General features: G+C 46.5%; 12 protein-coding genes. 10 read left to right on the plus strand and 2 right to left on the minus strand.

Features of this window, described 5'->3' with window-relative positions; translation table 11 throughout:
- Nucleotides 1-3: 3 nt before the first annotated feature.
- The gene (locus NST45_RS04670; protein ID WP_339825033.1) at nucleotides 4-1,089 is read right to left on the minus strand and encodes a hypothetical protein; all 1,086 of its coding nucleotides are present in this window, start codon (nucleotides 1,087-1,089) and stop codon (nucleotides 4-6) included.
- A gap of 22 nt (nucleotides 1,090-1,111) precedes the next feature.
- Nucleotides 1,112-1,954, minus strand: coding sequence for a DNA-binding protein (locus NST45_RS04675; RefSeq protein WP_141118619.1), 843 nt, complete (start codon nucleotides 1,952-1,954; stop codon nucleotides 1,112-1,114).
- Nucleotides 1,955-2,319: 365 nt separating this feature from the next.
- On the opposite strand from NST45_RS04675, the gene NST45_RS04680 reads away from it, so the two are divergent.
- From NST45_RS04680 to NST45_RS04725, 10 genes are all read left to right on the plus strand, one after another.
- Nucleotides 2,320-6,228 carry a X2-like carbohydrate binding domain-containing protein gene (locus tag NST45_RS04680; protein WP_212592231.1) on the plus strand — a complete coding sequence of 1,303 codons (3,909 nt, stop codon included), beginning with the start codon at nucleotides 2,320-2,322 and terminating at the stop codon, nucleotides 6,226-6,228.
- Between the two features lie 325 nt (nucleotides 6,229-6,553).
- Nucleotides 6,554-8,800, plus strand: coding sequence for a helix-turn-helix domain-containing protein (locus tag NST45_RS04685; RefSeq protein WP_256721535.1), 2,247 nt, complete (start codon nucleotides 6,554-6,556; stop codon nucleotides 8,798-8,800).
- Nucleotides 8,801-9,072: 272 nt separating this feature from the next.
- Complete coding sequence (locus tag NST45_RS04690) at nucleotides 9,073-10,005, plus strand: ABC transporter permease subunit (protein WP_244886372.1); 933 nt, start codon at nucleotides 9,073-9,075, stop codon at nucleotides 10,003-10,005.
- A 15-nt stretch (nucleotides 10,006-10,020) separates the two neighbouring features.
- Entirely contained in the window at nucleotides 10,021-10,923 is a 903-nt protein-coding gene (locus NST45_RS04695; RefSeq protein WP_036683268.1) for a carbohydrate ABC transporter permease, read from the plus strand.
- 137 nt (nucleotides 10,924-11,060) lie between these two features.
- Nucleotides 11,061-12,686: an extracellular solute-binding protein gene (locus NST45_RS04700; protein WP_076142413.1), complete on the plus strand. Its 1,626-nt coding sequence runs from the start codon at nucleotides 11,061-11,063 to the stop codon at nucleotides 12,684-12,686.
- A gap of 97 nt (nucleotides 12,687-12,783) precedes the next feature.
- On the plus strand, nucleotides 12,784-13,917 hold the full coding sequence (locus tag NST45_RS04705; protein ID WP_076142407.1) for an SGNH/GDSL hydrolase family protein: 1,134 nt from the start codon (nucleotides 12,784-12,786) through the stop codon (nucleotides 13,915-13,917).
- A gap of 66 nt (nucleotides 13,918-13,983) precedes the next feature.
- Entirely contained in the window at nucleotides 13,984-14,250 is a 267-nt protein-coding gene (locus NST45_RS04710) for a hypothetical protein (RefSeq protein WP_036683261.1), read from the plus strand.
- Nucleotides 14,251-14,258: 8 nt separating this feature from the next.
- A complete protein-coding gene (locus NST45_RS04715; protein ID WP_176462660.1) occupies nucleotides 14,259-14,411 on the plus strand; it encodes a hypothetical protein in 153 nt (50 codons plus the stop codon).
- 11 nt (nucleotides 14,412-14,422) lie between these two features.
- On the plus strand, nucleotides 14,423-16,807 hold the full coding sequence (locus tag NST45_RS04720; protein ID WP_076142405.1) for a glycoside hydrolase family 95 protein: 2,385 nt from the start codon (nucleotides 14,423-14,425) through the stop codon (nucleotides 16,805-16,807).
- 249 nt (nucleotides 16,808-17,056) lie between these two features.
- Nucleotides 17,057-19,111, plus strand: a complete 2,055-nt coding sequence (locus NST45_RS04725) for an alpha-galactosidase (RefSeq protein ID WP_076179462.1) — start codon at nucleotides 17,057-17,059, stop codon at nucleotides 19,109-19,111.
- Nucleotides 19,112-19,128: the final 17 nt, after the last annotated feature.

Consider the following 19,128-nt stretch of genomic DNA (forward strand, 5'->3'; position numbering starts at 1 on the left):
GCATTAATGCCCTAAAATGTTGCGGATCGAGCGGATGTGGCGAAAGGAACGGGATAAATCCCACAGAATGCAGCTGATCGGGCGAATACGGAGAAATCTACGGGATAATTGCTTTAGAATGCAGCGGATGGAGCAGATGTGGAGAAATGGACAGGATAAATCCCGCAGAATGCAACGGATCGAGCATACGGAGAAATCTACGGTATAAATCCCGTAGAATGCAGCTGATCGAGCGAATACGGAGAAATCTACGGTATAAATCCCGCAGAATGTACCGGATCGAGCATATACGGAGAATTCTACGGTATAAATCCCGCAGAATGCAGCGGATCGGGCGGATGCGGAGAAATGAGCGGTATAAATCCCGCAGAATGCAGTCGATCGAGCGGATGTGGCGAAAAGAACGGTATAAATCCCGCAGAATGTACCGGATCGAGCGAATACGGTGAAATCTACGGTATAAATCCCGCAGAATGTACCGGATCGGGCGGATACGGGGAAATGAACGGGATAAATCCCGCAGAATGCGGCTGATCGAGCGAATGTGGCGAAATGAGCGGTATAAATCCCGTAGAATGCAACGGATCGGGCGAATACGGGGAAATGAGCGGTATAAATCCCGCAGAATGTACCGGATCGAGCGAATGTGGCGAAAAGAACGGTATAAATCCCGCAGAATGTACCGGATCGAGCGGATGTGGCGAAAAGAACGGTATAAATCCCGCAGAATGCAGCGGATCGGGCGAATACGGGGAAATGAGCGGTATAAATCCCGCAGAATGTACCGGATCGAGCGAATGTGGCGAAATGAACGGGATAAATCCCGCAGAATATATCGGATCGAGCGAATACGGTGAAATCTACGGTATAAATCCCGCAGAATGCAGCGGATCGGGCGGATACGGTGAAATGAGCGGTATAAATCCCGCAGAATGTACCGGATCGAGCGAATGTGGCGAAATAAACGGCATAAATCCCGCAGAAAGCAAAGGATCGAGCGGACCGGTCCGGATCAATACACCTTAAAGGAGTGATTCCGCCCATTAACCGGAGAACCACTCCTTTTTTATAGCCAACTTTATAATCCAATCAACGACGACCTCCGTGATCGTTAACTGTGTAAATTGCTGAACTCGATTCGCGAGCTGAAGGACCTAGTAAACTCTTTTTCGATTATTGTTTTCATGATATTGTGATGTACTTTGAGTTGTGATTGATCGGCGTGGTCTCTAAGGAGTTCAAAGAGCGCTGCTGATTTTTTGAAGCCTGTATCATCGTCTAGCTTGATGCTTAATAATAAGATTTCTAGAATAGTGTTGATTGTATCGTACATATTCTCTTGTTTATAGTAATACATCGCCAGCAGATAAATGTAATCCTCATGGTATCTGATATTCACAATAGTCTCATGTTCTCCTATGTCATCAACATTGATTTTGAATTCCTTCAGAATCCAATCAACGGAATAATCATGTATTATCGAAGATTCTAAGATTGTAATGAGTCCCGGCAATAACTCTTCATCATCACTTTTTCTAATAAACTCAACGTATTTATGTAGGACTCCCATTTTGCCTTCCAACAGATCGATAACGTATGAATTGGCTTTTGCTATATTGCGGTAATATTCGACTTCATTAATACCCTCTTCATCTAAACCTACTATCCAGCCCAGGTCAGCATACTTCTGAATACATATTTTTGCCTCGTCAAACTTACCGGATTTTTGTAGTGCTATACCTTTTGCGCATGAGCTATATCCAAAATAATAGGGGATACTCCGTTTCAGTTTAGGACCTCTTATGAGGTTACTATTGTTTTCATATATGACGGAAATTTGTTCATGTAGCTTGTCTGCAATTTCAATCATGGCATCCCAATTTTCAAATGAAAATGATGCCTTAAGCATCTGAATCAAGGAATCCACATTCAACCCTTCCAAATCCAACTTCAATCCTATCTCCCTTTCTAGAGCATATCATGCATCGATTAAGATAATTGTATTTCATTTCTAAATTATTCATTTATTTTACATTAAATCATGTGATTTCCATCACGTTACATAAGGTTAAAAGGGTCTTTATTAATAATTTTCAAAATAGATCCAGCCCATATTATCTTCCTTAAGTTTCTATTGTTGGAGGAATAATGTTTGTTCTGTTGTTCATTTGTCCCCTTGTTTTTGGGTTATTTGTACGTAAAATGCGGAAATGTACCTATCGTGGAACTCGTTCTTCCTTTATGATCATCCCGTAAAGAAAGCGCTATCAAATAAATTTTAACCACATTTTATGAGGGGGTAAGGATGATTTGAAGCGAATGGGAAAAAAGCTGGGAATGAGCCTGTTGGTATTTATAATTGCAGCAGCGCAGTTCGGTTTCACAGGAACGAAGGGCAATGTGGCACTAGCAGCTGAGAAGAGTATGGCGCAAAAGCCCTATATGGGCTGGAGCAGTTACAGCATGCAGGTGTACGACGGTGCAGGCAACTGGACCTCGGCCGAAAGCATCAAAAAACAATCGGATGTTATGCATGAGAATTTGCAAGCCCATGGGTATGAATACATCAATATTGATGCGGGCTGGAATGGCAGCATGGATGAATACGGCAGACCGATTCCAAGTGAGACCTTATATCCTAACGGATTTCAAGAGGTCATCGACTATGTTCATAATAATGGACAGAGAATTGGAATCTATATGATTCCGGGGGTATCCATCGATGCCTATAATCAGAATCTAGAGATTTACGGAACGGGTGGCCAATGCCGTATACAGGACATTACAGCCAAGCCGCTTACCATTATGGATTATTGGAATTCCTACACTTATAAAATTGATTTCACGAATCCATGTGCCCAGAAGTATGTGGATTCTATTGCGGATATGATTGGCGAGTGGGGCATTGATTTCGTCAAATTTGACAGCGTGACTCCTGGCTCGGGGATTGACAACTTGAGCCGTGATGCGCGCGGCGATGTAGAGGCATGGTCTAAGGCTTTTGACAGAAATAACATCTGGTTTGAGCTGTCCTGGGCGCTCGATCACAATTACGTGGATTTCTGGAAAAAGTATGCCAACGGTTGGCGAATTGACTGGGATGTTGAAGCTTACGATGGCAGTGGGCTGACAGCCTGGCCGAGTATTTCCCGCTTGTTCCCCAAAGCAGCACTTTGGTGGAGGGATGCAGGTCCTGGTGGCTGGAATGATTTTGATTCTCTGAACGTTGGTAACGGATCTATGGATGGTCTGACCAAAGACGAGCGGAAATCCGCGATGACATTCTGGTCAATCTCTTCCGTGCCATTGTATACAGGTAATGACATGACTAGGCTGGACAGCTATGGTCTAGAACTGCTTACCAATGATGAGGTAATTGCCGTAAATCAGGCAGGACGTCCAGGCCATCCGGTATCTATGGATACCCAGCAGCAGGTTTGGTATGCCAATAATGGAGATGGCACTTACAGCGTAGCTCTGTTCAATTTGGGCAGTCGGAGTGCGGAGGTGAAAGTCAAATGGAGTGATCTCGGCCTTGAGGGCCCGGCTTCCGTTCGCGATTTATGGAGTCACACTGAGCTGGGAGACTTTGAGAAGGAATTTAGCGGAGGGATACTTGAACCTCATGCGTCGCGGATGCTTAAAGTTACAGCATTAGGTGGCACCTCTACAGTCAATGATGATGATACAGGTATGCGCTACAGCGGGGATTGGAAGCGAAATGGTGGCAAAGAGCTGCTAGAAGGAAAGCAAGATTTGAGCATTACGATCAAGGATTCCTCGTCTGCTCCGTCGATGGCTTCACAATCGGATGTTACGAACTATGGGACTGACCCGTCTGAGAATTCGTCTGCTGCGAACAAGGCAACGGTCACTAATGTAGTATACATTAATGATAATGACAGCGGCATTAAATATAATGGCGCATGGCAGGTAAGCTCATCTAGAGGATTGGGTGATTATAAAGACGATGTGCATTATGCCGAGAAGAACGGTGATTCCTTTGAGTACACCTTTACGGGCACTGGCATTGACCTGCTGACCGAAAAGCATGAATCTCAGGGAGATATGATTATTACGCTGGACCATGAGGCTGCACAGACCGTTAGTGCTTATAAAACGGGATCAAGAGAGGTACAGCAAAATCTGTACAGTGTCTCGGGACTGGCTAACGGCTCTCACACACTTAAAGTGGTCAAAAGCTCAGGTGATTTTATGCTGCTTGACGCGTTTAAGGTGACTACAGAAACTCCAGCAGGAGGACAGAATAGTACCATTACTCCGACATCTGCTAGATTCGACCAAGCAACAGAACAACAAGAGGATGTTACTGTCACCCTGAATTTGAATGGTAATACACTGAGCTGTATTGAAAATAATGGCGAGGCACTTTCGGAAGACGATTTTACGGTGACGAATGACAAATTGACCATCCATAAGCAATACCTTGCGCAGCAGCCGGCAGGCACAACCGACTTGATTTTCATTTTTAACGCTGGTGATCCACAGACCCTGTCGATACAAATTAGCGATTCTACAGGCATTCATTATGTGATGATTAATAACGATGATTCGACAGTTAAGTACAATGGCACTTGGAACCGCAGCAGTGGCAGAGGATTGGGCGACTATAAAGACGATGTGCAATATACGGAGCAGAATGGTGATTCTTTTGAATATACCTTCAGAGGAACGGGGATTCAGCTGTTCACAGAGGTAGATGAGTCACAGGGTGATATGGATATTTATGTTGACGATCAATTTAAGGAAACAGTCAGTGCCTATCATCATGGACAAATGTCACTTCAGAACCTTTACAGCATTTCTGGCTTACCGGATGGTATGCACACGCTCAAGGTTGTGAAGAAATCAGGCAGATTTATGCTTCTTGATATGTTCAAGGTAGAAATTCCGAATATGATTAATCCGATCGCTGCCAGCTTTGATAAAGCTGCTTCCGCTCAGGAAGATATTGAGGTGACATTACTGCAGCAAGCGGAAAGCTTTGCCGGCATTACTAACGGATCATATGATCTGGTTCTGGGGACTGATTATTCAGTAGCAGGTAACCGTGTTACACTGAATAAATCTTATCTTGCTGCACAGCCAGTGGGCACGCTGAACCTTAAGTTTACTGTAGGGGGAGATTATCTTAATGATGTTCACTCTACATCAGTGGACGGTGATTCCTTTGAATATACCTTCAAGGGTACCGGAATCAGCCTGATTACACCTATTGGTCCAGAGCAAGGTGATATGGATATTTATGTGGATGGACAACGGGTCCAAACCGTGAATGCGTATAGTCAGAGCCGCCTGAGCCGTCAGGAAATTTATAGTATTTCGGGATTGGAAGGCGGGATACACACGCTTAAAGCTGTGAAGAAATCTGGTGATTTCATGCTGACGGATCAATTGAAATTCACAGTTTCAACGATTCCTGTTGTATCTCCGACACCAACGCCAAGTCCGACACCAACATCAACACCAACATCAACACCAACATCAACGGATTCGGGTGGCTCGTACATTCCAGCTCAGCCTTCTTCCACACCTGCCTTGACTCCGACGCCAACTCCGGCAACTGGAAACGAGGATGGATCTGCAGGGAATGGCGAGTCTAATACGATCCGTCATACAGCATATATCAAAGGTTATCCGGGTGGGTTCTTCCAGCCGGAGCACGAAATTACGCGTGCTGAGATGGCAACGATTCTTGCCAATGTTTCTGAGAAGGGGGCTACTGGAGCAGGTGTCGTGTTCAGTGATGTGCCTTCTGGTTACTGGGGTGCTGATGCCATAACTAAAGTAGCGAAGATGGGACTAATAAAGGGTTACAGCGATGGCACCTTTAAGCCTAATCAAATGTTGACGCGTGCAGAAATGGCCACTCTGGTGACCCTGCTTAGAACGGATTCGATGCAGAAGGGTTCCGGTTTCTCTGACATCAATGGACATTGGGCACAGGCGGCGATTTTGCAAGCCCAAGGTACCGGCATTTTCACTGGTTATAATGACGGGACTTTCCGTCCTAATGCCAAGCTTACTCGTGCCGAAGCTGTTGTGGCTATGAATAGAGCTTTAGGCAGAGGTCCCCTAATCAATGTAACGAATCCACAGTGGGCAGATGTTCCGGCAACGCATTGGGCCTTCGGCGACATTGAAGAAGCTTCGACGGATCATGTCTTTACATCTGGATCAGAGGCCAGAGATCAGAAGAAGAACTGATTGTCTAGCCAAAGTAATGATGAAGGGGGCCGTTACTGGCCCCTTTTTTCTAAACAGGAGGGCCATGTAAGGGTCACACATCGAAACAGCTGACACACTATAGATAAAATATCGGAATTGCCGATAAAAGGCAGTGATAACGGCGTAGATCGCTGTTTTTTTCCATTTCTGAAGAGGTGCAGGAGGGTGAAGTGAGTTCGAACCCTTGACTATGAAGCAAAATGTTTTAATCTATGGTAATGATAGCGCTATCGAAATGTCATATTGAGGGAGGCTAACTACGCTGAAATATTCCAATATCTTTCGTAAATTTCTAATCTCTTATGTGGTCATTTTGGCCATACCCAGCATTGGCGGGTACATGTCCTATCTAACCTCAATCTCCGTGACACAGTCCATCTCGATTGAGAATGGAGTCACTCAGCTTCAGAAAAGTCAGGAGATATTGGAGCGCCGTATGGCGGAGGTTGAAGGCTTTACCAGGCAATTGGCGGTCAACCAGGAGCTAAATGTTCTTATGAATGAAAGTGAAAATGAGACGAATGTGTATGGGATTTGGAAAACGATGCGGAATGTTTTGACTTTCGGCCAGACTAATGATTTTTTGCAAAACTATTATATTTACCTCGCCAACTATAATCTTATCCTAACCCCAGGTTCGACCTATCGTCCGGAGCATTACTACTCTAATTTCAACTATAAGGATCTTTCGTTACAGGATTGGAGAAAAGAAGTGCTTGAGACAACCCACCGCAGCGAGATCAAGCCACTTAGTGATTTTGTCAGCAGGGGGATGCAAACCTCGGTCATTACCTATATGCAGTCACTCCCCTTGGATAGCTTTAATGATTCCTCGCCGGCTGTTGCAGTCGTGATTATTGATGAAAAAAATATTTCCAGCTTGCTCTCAGGCCTGACCGAGCGATACGGGGGCTGGGTGCATATTAGTGACGCTAAAGGGAATACGATTGTTCTGCAAGGAAGCGATGAGCAGAAAATGGTCAAAATGCTCGACGATCCAGCTTTTGATAAGAATAAGGTCAGTCAGTTCTACAAGGATGATCTGGTGGTTACTACCCGTTCCGATTCCAATGGCTGGGTGTATCAGACCGGGATTCCTCAAGATATTTTGATGGAGAATGCTAACAAGATCAAAAGAATCTCCATACAAATTACGGGAGGCACTCTAATTATCGGTTTGATTGCCGGACTGGTATTAGCTTACCGTAACAGCGCGCCAATCAATCGTATGCTCAGCGTCATGAAGGAGCAATTCGGTAAAGAAGAAGCCTCGGAGAGGAATGAATTTGACTTTTTGAGCGGAAATATTGCCGATATGATTACCAAAAATAAGCTGCTCGAGTCCGAGCTTAACCGCCAGCTTCCTCTGGTCCGAGATGCCTTCCTGAAACGGCTGATTGCCGGTGAATTCAAGACGCGGGATGAAATTATCTCTGCAGCCAAGCAGGCGGATATCAGCATGAATCAGGATACTGGCTACGTAGGAATTGTTCAAATTAACGGTTATGCGGGTATGGACAGTGTTGAAATTCTGAACGAGTTGAGCGCTTCCCGGCTGCTGCTGAAACAGACCTTGGCTGATCTTGGCGTGGATGTCTTGATGACGGATATGGGCTCTGATAAAGTTGTAACGCTGTTCTTTTCTAGGGAAGAAGGAGCTGACAAGGAACAGGAAGCAGCGAATATCACCCAGACGATGGAGGAGCTCGCTCAAAATGTCTTTAATGAGTACCGCATTACCATTCTGGCGGGCTTCGGGGATCTATTCACAGAGGTAACGGAGGTTAGCCTTTCATATGATCAAGCGAAGCAGGCGCTGGAATATGCAGTTTACATGAATAAGAAAGGAATTATCTGGAGTAGTGAAGCTCAGATCGAGAATACAACTTATTATTATCCGCTGGATTCGGAGCAACGGTTAATCAGCACGATTCGAGCCGGAGAGCTAGAAGAAGCCGAACGGATTGTGCGTGCGATTATCGCCCAGAATATGGAGCAGCGAGAATTATCCATCGAAATGAAGCACCAGCTTGTCGGGGAAATGAAGGGGACTTTTCTCAAGCTATTGGATCAAAAGGTATTTACCGAATATTCAGAGATCGAGAGTGTCAAACGGCGGGTCATAGACATTGGCTCATCAGAGTCGCTTGAGACGATCCAGAACGAATTTTTTGACATTATGGAAGAGCTGTGCGGACTCATTGCGAATAAAAAGAAAGATATTCATATTCAGATCATCAAGCAAATTAAGGACTACACAGCAAAAAACTATTCGGATACGGAACTGACCCTCTACCGGGTGGCGGAACAGGTGGAGCGGCCGGAAAAATACATTTCCCAGCTGTTTAAAGAGGTAACGGGTGTCAACTTCTCCGACCATTTGATAAAAGTCAGAATGGATCAAGCCATTATCCTGCTCAAAGAGAATGGATTAACGGTGGATGAGATTGCCGTGCGGGTGGGCTACAACAGTTCACATTCCTTCAGACGCGCATTTAAAAGGTTGATGGGTGTCTCCCCGAGTACCTATAGACAATCTGTGGATGAATAAAAAAATATGCCATAACATACGGCTGCACTGTCCACTTTGGACGATGCAGTCTTTTTTCTGATTTCAACCCTGCAATTTGGAAAAATGGCCGTTCTACTGCTATTTTGTGCTCCTCAGATAAGGCGATTTGTACGCTGAAGTCCCCAAGTGTACCTTTCTTTTGGAGATAAAAGTCATCTATGATCAATCCGTAGAAAGCGCTATCAAAAATCACAGACATCTGCTTAGGGGGAATTGTTCTGGAGAAAGAAATAGTATTACATCGCAAGTCGTTGCCGAAAAGCAAAGGCCCCGCATTCTTACAAAATGCTCGCAAAAGCATAAAAAAGCACTGGCAGTTACATCTGCTTGTGATTCCGCCTTTGCTGTTTTTTATCATCTTCAAGTATTATCCGATGCTGAACACTGTCCTAGCCTTTAAGGACTACAACGTCATAAAAGGGATATGGGGAAGTCCATGGGTCGGATTTAAAAACTTCCAGCTCTTCTTTGAGAATCCGCAGTTTTGGACGCTGCTCAAGAATACTATTATGCTTAGTGGCTATCAGTTGCTGGCGGGTTTTCCAATCCCGATTATTCTTGCTCTCATGATTAATGAGGTACGGGGAGGAAGGTTTAAGAAATTCGTTCAGCTTGTATCGTTTGCTCCTTATTTCATCTCGACGGTTGTCATGGTGTCAATCGTTATGCTATTTCTGGCCCCACGGCTCGGTTTTGCCAACATTGCACTCAACTTCTTCGGACTGGATTCTATTAACTTCCTAGGTGAACCCGGCATGTTCCGTTCGATTTATGTGTGGTCTGATATTTGGCAGACAGCGGGCTACAGTGCAGTCGTATATTTGGCAGCGCTTGCAGGGATAGATCCAACACTTTATGAAGCTGCCAAAGTTGATGGAGCCTCGCGGTTTCAAAAAATCCGTCACGTCGATTTGCCAGGGATTGTGCCAACTATTGTTATCATTTTGATTCTGAATGTAGGGAATGTAATGGCGATCGGCTTTGAAAAAGTCTACCTGCTACAGAACCCGCTTAACCTCGTTAATTCTGAGATCATTGCCACTTATGTCTACCGGGTCGGTCTGTTGAATGCCAATTACAGCTTTGCAACTGCGGTGGGCCTGTTCAACTCCATCATCAACCTGGTTCTCTTATTTACAGTAAACGGTCTGGCGAAAAGAATCACGAAGAACAGCATCTGGTAGGAAAGGAGCTTATCTATGGCAGCAGCAGTTCAAAAAAAGATTAAAGAATCCGTCGGCGACAAAGCGTTCCTGATCACAATCTATATTGTGCTCACTCTTGTGGTAATCGCTGTACTTTATCCGCTTATTTTTATCATCAGCAGCTCAATCAGTAGTCCGGCAGCCGTGACCTCTGGTCGTGTCTGGCTCTGGCCTGTGGATATATCTTTCAAAGGTTTTAAAGTATTGCTGAATACGCCTGAGATTATCACTGGTTATGGAAACTCAATTTTCTACACCGCAGCGGGAACGCTGATTAGTATAACTTTAACGGTTATGATTGCTTATCCACTGTCTCGAAAAGGTTTTTTCGGACGAAATACACTGATGATGATCATTACCTTCACCATGATCTTCAGTGGGGGGCTAATTCCCACCTATTTGGTTGTGAAGGAGATGCATCTGATCGACACTCGCTGGGCGCTGTTGATTCCGAACGCCATTTGGGTCTGGCAGGTCATTATTGCCCGCTCCTTCTTTCAATCCTCGATTCCGGAGGAGCTTTTGGAAGCTAGTGAAATCGACGGCTGTAGTGATATGAGATTCATCTGGAGCGTGGTACTCCCGTTATCCAAACCGATTCTCGCAGTGTTGGTGCTTATGTACGCGGTAGGTCAATGGAATGCCTATTTCGATGCGTTGATTTATCTGAAATCAGCAGATTTGTTCCCCTTACAGCTTGTCCTGCGAAGCATCATCATTCAGAACAACAGCGCTGGTGGGGCTATGGACGTGGGGAAACTGGTCGAGAAACAACAGCTTTCCGAGCTGCTGAAGTATTCCTTAATTGTGATTGCCACCTTGCCGGTACTTGTTATCTATCCTTTCGTACAGCGTTATTTTGTACAGGGGATGCTTGTTGGTTCCGTCAAGGGTTGATCTTAGGAATCTCTTTTTTTGGAAAGGAGGTATGCCCGGAGTACACACTTAAGGTATCATCGTATCACCTGCTAAATTACAAAAGGGAGTGATAATATTTGAAGAAGCAAAGCTTGATAACTTTACTAATTCTGGTCATGGCATTTACGGTTGTAATTAGCGGATGTGCAAATAAAAATACAGGTAACGCATCCAGCACGCAGCAGGGCTCTGGTTCGGGTTCGTCTGGCAAGCCGGTTGAGATCAGCGTGTTCTCAGTTCAGGAATCCGGCATCGACCTTTCGACCAATAAATTCACAAAACATGTAGAAGAGAAATTTAATTTCAAATTCAACTGGCAGATCAATCCATCGGATGGTGCTCAGGAAAAACGCCAGATCTCACTGGCGAGTGGCGACTATCCAGATGCCTACCTGCTTACTCACTATATTGATCAATTCTCACAGGCCGATCTACTGAAATACGGCAAGCAAGGTGTACTCATTCCGCTAAATGATCTGATTGATAAATATGCTCCTAATATTAAAGCAGCCATGGAAAAGAACTCTGACCTAAGAACGTTTAATACTGCACCTGATGGCAACATTTACGGACTTGTAGCTTATACAGAATGTTTCCACTGTTCCTATCCTAGCAAAATGTGGCTGAATACTGAGTGGATGAAAAAGCTTAACTTGGAGATGCCGAAGACCACTGAGGAATTTAAAAATGTACTGAAAGCCTTTAAAACGCAAGACCCGAACGGCAACGGCAAAGCGGATGAAGTGCCGCTAAGCGGTTCCATCGAGGAGTTCGGCGTACGGATCGTTCCTTTCTTGATGAACGCATTTGTTTATGATGATGATCGTAATTACCTGAACATGAAGGATGGAAAGGTGCAATCTGCTGCCATTACTCCGGAGTGGAAAGAAGGATTGACCTATATTAAATCCCTGTTTGACGAAGGGTTAATTGATCCGGGTGCCTTTACACAAAACGCGGAAGCTTTTAAGAAAATCGGTGAAAATGCTGATGCAGAAATTCTAGGCGCAGGTGCAGGTATGCACCCAGCGATCTTCGTAAACATCGACCCGGGGAATACCCGCTCAGCACATTACAACCCGCTTCCTCCGATTTCGGGACCTTCAGGAATTTCTTATGCGACTCATGATGGAGGCGGCGTAGTCCCGGGTGCAAAATTCGTGATCACAAACAAAGCAAGTGAAGAAGCGCAAATTACACTGATCAAGATGGTGGATTATATGTTCACACCAGAAGGCCAAACGAATGGCGCAGCTGGCCTGAAGGGAACCGATTGGACCGATCCGGTTGAAAGCGATGTGGCGTTGGGTAAAGATGTTAAACCGATGATCAAATTAATTCCAGGTGAAGAAGGCGCAGCACCACGTAATGCGGGCTGGAGTGGTATGGCTCACTTCTATGAGCCTAAAGAATACCGTGATACTTACGTTCAAGGTACCGACATCTTTGCTTCTGATGGTTACGAACGTAGATTGTATGATGCGACTCTGCTATACGAAGGTCATGAGCCTAAAGAGTTGTTCCCTATCTGGTCGATCTGGATTGATCCAAGTGAGATTGATGAAGCCAGCTTGCTGCAGACAAATTTGAAAAATTACATCGAACAAAATGAGCTGCAATTCATCACAGGCAACAAGGATCTGAACAAGGACTGGGACGCTTATGTAAAGGGATTGCAGAACTTGAAGCTTGACCGTTATCTCGAAATTTTACAAAAGGCTTATGATACTTCAAAAAAATAAATATTGAAATCAGAATCAGGTGCTGTATGATAGACCCCGCACCTGATTTCTTGATTTCAAGGAGAAAATATGGTTTTTTATGGATGGAGGTTGAGTTATGACAGACGAGAAACATTGCAATCATTCATTTGTAGTTCCGCGCCGTGGACTACCTCAAATTAACGGCAGGCTTACGGAAAAAGGGACTGTGACCGTTGCCTTTTTAGGCGGCTCAATTACGGAGGGGGCAGGTGCATCCGAAGCAGACACATATAGCTGGAGAGCGCTCACCGGTAAGTATCTTCAGGAACGGTTTGCAGATCAGGAGTTCCGCTTCATCAACGCAGGAGTGGGAGGAACGAACTCAACTTTAGGTGCTCATCGATTACAGGAGCATGTCCTGCAGCAGGGCACAATTGATTTGTTATTCGTTGAATTTAGCGTCAATGACGGCAGTGACCGGGAAGAATCCATTAGAGGGATGGAGGGCATTGTCCGCCAATGCAGACGGTTGTCACCGGGCACTGATATTTGCTTTTTGTATACGGCAGCAGAGAAGAATCTCTCCGGGAGCAATCCCTTTAATATCGCTGTCCATGAAGAAGTAGCTGAGCATTATAAGCTTCCCTCTGTTAATTTTGCAGCTAGAGTCTATGCGCAGCTAAAGGCGGGACAAATGGAGTGGACTAAGCTGGCACCGGATGGATATCATCCCAATGATGACGGTCATGCGCTGTATGCTTCCTTTTTGCGAGAGTATCTGGAGACAGCGCTTGTTCCTGGCAAGACGAATTTGAGCAGCGAAAGCTCTTTAGATATTCCACCCTTAGCGGAGCAAAATTATGAATATGGCAGTCTGCTTGATTTCCGCGCGGCTGATCATGTGAACGGTTACGAACTTCGCGAACTGTCTGCAGGAGATCCGCTGATGAACTGGCGTTTTGGAACAGAGCATCTGTATACCCATAGCAAGGAGGCTATGTTTTCTTTTACCGTAACCGGGCAAAGCGCAGGCTTGATGCTGCTCTACGGACCGGACAGCGGGATTTTTGAATATTCGCTTAATGACAGTTCTTATAAAGCTGTGAACTTATTCGATGAATGGTGTCCGCTTGCCTTTCGGCCTATTATCGCCATGTTTCCGATCCGGGAACAACGTCAAGAACTGCGGGTTACAGTACGCATTACGGGGCTGAAGGACGAACAGAGTAAAGGTACCAGCCTGCGTATTCTGAAACTGCTGCACAATTGATTATTTTAAGTGGAGATATTATACTGCCAAATATTAAGCGTTTACAAAAAAAGAAAGGCGGTGCCGATGATCACTTCTGCCGAGAACAATGCCTTAACTACTCCTACTGTAATCCGCCTGACGGATTATGGAGTACTGCCGGATTCTGGTTTAGACGCGCAGCCAGCCATGGTTCGGGCTATTCAGGCTGTCGCTGAAATTCCCGGCCCGGGACTACTGGATTGCCGAAGGGCTGCTATCATTTCTATCCGGACGAGGCCATCCGGAAACCTTATTTTATCTCGAATACTGCCAGCGAGGAAGAGAACCGGGATGTCACTAATCCAAGTTTGAGAGTATTGATGCGTTGGCCCTTAGTACCAAGAGCACCTGCGGACTGGTCTTTAAGTGCAATGGAATTCCGGCAGGCAGTGGTGAGGCTTGATGATGCGATTGAATTAAATGCCTGCAGTGAGGTTGAAATTGCTGATAATTTACTAAATGACAGATGGTGAGGAGAGCGCGTATGAAACTTCAATATGACAAGCCAGCATATGTATGGACGGAAGGACTTCCAATTGGGAATGGACGTCTGGGCGGTATGATCTTCGGTGGTGTGGAACAGGAGAAAATTAGTCTGAACGAGGATACGCTTTGGTCAGGATACCCAAAAGAGGGTAACAATCCCGGTGCTAAAAACGTTCTGCCAAAGGTGCGACAGCTGATTCAAGAAGGCCGCTATGTTGAGGCGGACACGCTGACCAGAGAAATGATGGGGTCGTATACTCAATCTTATTTACCTTTTGGTGATCTATTGCTTCGTTTTGAGCATGGCAACGTCTATCATTCTTATCAGCGTACACTGGATGTGGAAAATGCGCTGCATCGCATTGAATATCAGATTGGCAATGTTACTTATACCCGTGAGATGTTCGCTTCTCATCCTGATCAGTTGCTTGTACTTCGTTTGACCGCAAGTGTGCCAGGCGCATTGAATGTGCATGCTACGCTGGAAAGTCCGCTCCGGCACAACCTTTATTCGCAAGGCGACAGCTTTGTACTATCGGGAACGGCACCGGAGCATGTAGATCCAAGCTATTTCGGGAGCGACAATCCCATCCGATACGGTGAATCAGGCAGCAGCAAGGGAATGGCTTTCGAAGGACAACTCTCCGTGACGGCGGATGACGGCCAAGTAACGGTTGATGGCAGTGGGATTCATTTGCTGGGTGCGACAGCGGCAACCTTTTATTTCAGTGCGGCTACAGGCTTTAACGGGTATGACCTAATCCCGGGAGTTCAAGGAAAAGTTGCCTCCACCATTGCAGCTTCTTTCTTGGCAGATGCTCAAGGCAAGTCTTATACCAGCCTGCTTCAAGCGCATATCACCGATTACCGGGTACTTTTCGATCGGGTGAAGCTTCGGCTGGGCAAGCCGCTGGCGCCGGAAGGAATGTCAACCGAGCAGCGGATTACGACTTACTCCGCGCAAGATCCGGGTCTAGTTGAGCTGCTGTTCCATTTCGGACGTTATTTGCTGATCGCAAGCTCGCGCCCCGGAACGCAGGCTGCCAATCTTCAGGGAATATGGAATGCCTCTACTCGTCCGCCTTGGAGCAGTAACTATACACTGAATATCAATACAGAAATGAACTATTGGCCCGCTGAGATTTGCAATCTGGCAGAATGTCATGAGCCACTTTTGGATTTCGTCGGCAATCTGGCGAAGAGAGGGGCGGATACCGCTCGGACCAACTATGGCACCCGGGGCTGGGTAGCTCATCATAACTCGGATCTTTGGGCACACACTGCACCGGTAGGTGATTATGGCGATGGAGATCCAAGCTGGGCTTATTGGCCAATGGGGGGTATCTGGCTGACTCAGCATCTTTGGGAACATTATGCTTTTGGCGGAGACACTGAATACTTGCGGGCTTCGGCTTATCCTGTCATGAAAGAGGCGGCTCTGTTCGCATTGGATTGGCTAATTGACGATGGCAAAGGCAATCTTGTGACCTCCCCGTCCACTTCACCAGAGCATAAATTCCGGACAGCGGAAGGTGTGGCTGCGGTCAGCCCGGGTGCCACAATGGATATATCGCTGATCTGGGAGTTGTTCACGAACTGTATCGAGGCATCTGTGATTCTTGGAACGGATGAAGCTTTGCGTGAAGAGCTGAAAAGTACCCGTGAGCGTCTATTGCCACTGCAGGTTGGCAAGTACGGGCAACTGCAGGAATGGTCCTCTGATTTTGAGGATGAGGACATGTATCACAGACATACCTCGCATCTGGTTGGTATTTATCCGGGCCGCCAGTTGTCAGAAGAAGAGACCCCTGAGCTATTTGCTGCGGCAAGAACCTCGCTGGAGCGGCGAGGGGATGAAAGCACAGGCTGGAGTCTGGGCTGGAGAGTCGCTTTATGGAGCCGCTTCCGGGATGGAAACCGTTCCCTGCGTCTGCTCTCCAACATGCTGCGGCTGGTGAAGGACGGGGAGTCGGAGCAGTATAATCACGGCGGAGTTTATGCCAATCTGCTCGGCGCGCATCCGCCGTTCCAGATTGATGGCAACTTCGCAGCCTCCGCCGGGATTGCCGAAATGCTGCTGCAATCTCACCGCGGCTATCTCGAACTACTGCCTGCATTGCCAAATGAATGGCAGGAGGGAAGCGTTGCAGGTTTACGTGCCCGCGGTGGCTTTGAAGTCAGCATTCAGTGGGACAACGGCAAGCTAGTGGAAGCGCAGATCACTTCCCTGCTGGGCACAGAATGTGTGATCCGCATGGATACTCCACTTAAGGTAACCTGTGGCAGCCACGATTTACAGTGTGAACATTCTGCCGAAGGAAGGGTAAGCTTCGCTACAACCGCGGGACAATCCTACAAGCTTATCATTGGTGATCAGCAATAATCTGTTTTATAAGCGTATGAACAGCAGTAGGACCTGAACGTTTGGTCCTGCTGCTGTTTTTTGTATTTGCAGCATGAAGCTTCAGGACCAGCAGTGTTTAGGTAAGATGTGTTAGATCGTGGTATGGATCGGAAGATCGTTGTATAGAAAACGCTTTATCCGCTCTTTATAATGAGGTCATACTTGGGGGATACAGCTACTGAGACTGCGGCCTTCAAGGTCCAAAATGCAGCAACAAGGAGGCAAATTATGCTAACTGACAGTAATACAACCGTAAACGTGAATACAGACACAACGTCTCTTATCCGTGTAACCAATGGCCTGGTGAATCTGGAGATTGATCTCGGAACAGGTGAGTCATCCGTTGTCGGCGGGACTTTTGCACATGTAAAGGGGATTCGCAGCGCCTTTCGCTGGCAGGGCCGGGAATATAATACTGAGCACTATCAGAGCCACGTGCTGAAGTTGCAGGAAGAGGTTGTTCGTGAAGGTTTTGGCAAAGGTGTTCATCTAGTGATTGTGCATGAAACATCCCTGCTGCCACAGCTGGAGCAGCATTTTTATATTTATGAGTCGTCCTCATATGTGCTGATGCAAAGTGCGATCGCAAGCGATGAGGATATCAAAGCGAACCGCATGGCGGTCATTCAGAGCAAATCGGTATCACTCGGCGGCGAGTCAGGTCAACCGGATGAACCAAGCATCCTGCGTGTGCCTTACGACAACGATAAATGGGTCAGATATACAGTGGTGAAGCCACCTATGGATACAGAGAGCTACGAGGTAACAGCAGTGTTCGCGCCGGATAGCCGGCGAGGGATTATCATGGGTTCCATAACTCATAAGGTGTGGAAAACGGGTATCCGTATCAAAAGCGAGCGAAGCGGCCAGATCGAGGAGCTGGATCTTTACGGTGGGGCTGTGAGTGAATTAACCCGCGACTTTCAGCCGCACGGTTATGTAAAAGGCAAAAGAGTGGAGTCACCGCTCGTATTCGTAGGTTTTTATGACGATTACAGAGAAGGTCTTGAAGCTTACGGCCGGGCCAATACATGGATTGAAGCTCCGCTGGCTTGGGAGGGTGGCGTTCCTGTTGGCTGGAATAGCTGGTCTGCCGCAATGGCTGAACTCGATTATGATTTGTATACGTCGACCAGTGAGTTTTTGAAAAAAGAAGTGCAGCCGTTAGGATTCCAGAATGAGGATACGCTGTACATCAACTTTGACGCTTTTTGGGATAATTTCACAGCAGAAGAGATGAAAAATGCACTTGAGCTAGTGCGGAAGAATGGTCATAGACCGGGAACCTACTGGACCCCTTTCGCTTTCTGGGGAAGTCCTTCTCAGTTCGGAGATGTCGTGGAGGGTACGAACGGTAAATACACCTATGGCGATATCCTGCTTCGGGACAGCGAAGGAGAGATTCTGCCGGATGTTGATGGAGGGCTAGCCATTGACCCCACACATCCGGGGAACCTGCAAAGAATGGATTGGTATACAAATAAATTCATCTCGGAAGGATTCGAGTATATCAAGCTGGATTTCTTAGCACATGGCGCACTGGAAGGGCAGCATCACAATCCGGAGATTACGACGGGCATTGCGGCGTATCACTACGGTATGTCCTACTTGCAGAACAAGCTGTCTCCAGAGGTAATTGGTCGACCGTTCTTTATTAATCTGTCCATCGCACCGTTGTTCCCTTATGCATTTGCACATAGCCGGCGTGTCTCTTGTGATGTTTTTGGCACGCTGCAGGATACAGAATACATGCTCAACTCTTTAACCCATGGCTGGTGGATGAGCGATTCATTGTACCGTTACAATGATCCTGACCATTCCGTACTGTACAAGAGCCATAACCAGGAAGCCACGGGCTGGCATGAAGGTCGCAGCCGGCTAACCGCTTCGGTGATCGCGGGAACGGTGCTGCTGCTAGGGGATGACTTCCGAAAAGAGGAAGCCGCCGCCCGGGCCAAAGCTTGGCTGAGCAATAAGGACATTATGGATGTTGCTCGTCTTGGCAAAACCTTCAGACCGATAGAAGGGGACCTCGGCAAGCAATCCTGTGATACTTTTGTGCTCGAATCTGCAGAAGAAAATGCTTTTTATATAGCCGTCTTCAATTACGATGCCGTGAAATCCGCTCCTAGATCTATCTCATTAGAACGTGCAGGGCTGAATGCTCAAGGTGCTTACCAGCTGCTGGACCTATGGGAAGGTGTAAAAGGGGAAACCTCAGGAGAGCTGGAAGTTACACTTGAACCCGCAGAATCTAAAATCTTCAAATTGACAGCAAAATAAAAAAGAATACGCGCCCT

Source organism: Paenibacillus sp. FSL R7-0163, assembly GCF_037969975.1.
In the GTDB taxonomy this organism is placed as follows: domain Bacteria; phylum Bacillota; class Bacilli; order Paenibacillales; family Paenibacillaceae; genus Paenibacillus_AQ; species Paenibacillus_AQ odorifer.